This window comes from Bacillus sp. EKM420B (genome assembly GCF_011065565.1).
Lineage (GTDB): Bacteria > Bacillota > Bacilli > Bacillales > Bacillaceae > Bacillus > Bacillus velezensis.
Map to the genome: position 1 here is coordinate 1 of NZ_JAAMNX010000018.1, position 559 is coordinate 559.

The 559-nt window shown below is 52.4% G+C and carries 1 rRNA gene; it reads right to left on the reverse strand.

Annotated features, from left to right (window positions below):
- Window positions 1–470: ribosomal RNA gene (locus G9F48_RS19290) — 16S ribosomal RNA — on the reverse strand; the annotation flags it as partial.
- Window positions 471–559 lie beyond the last annotated feature (89 nt).

Consider the following 559-nt stretch of genomic DNA (forward strand, 5'->3'; position numbering starts at 1 on the left):
GAACGGCACTTGTTCTTCCCTAACAACAGAGCTTTACGATCCGAAAACCTTCATCACTCACGCGGCGTTGCTCCGTCAGACTTTCGTCCATTGCGGAAGATTCCCTACTGCTGCCTCCCGTAGGAGTCTGGGCCGTGTCTCAGTCCCAGTGTGGCCGATCACCCTCTCAGGTCGGCTACGCATCGTCGCCTTGGTGAGCCGTTACCTCACCAACTAGCTAATGCGCCGCGGGTCCATCTGTAAGTGGTAGCCGAAGCCACCTTTTATGTCTGAACCATGCGGTTCAAACAACCATCCGGTATTAGCCCCGGTTTCCCGGAGTTATCCCAGTCTTACAGGCAGGTTACCCACGTGTTACTCACCCGTCCGCCGCTAACATCAGGGAGCAAGCTCCCATCTGTCCGCTCGACTTGCATGTATTAGGCACGCCGCCAGCGTTCGTCCTGAGCCAGGATCAAACTCTCCGATAAAGTAGTTTGACTGACTACGCACATCGCTGTGCGATTTATTTAAAACTTTGAATTAACAGGTACGTTTTGTCTTGTTTAGTTTTCAAAGA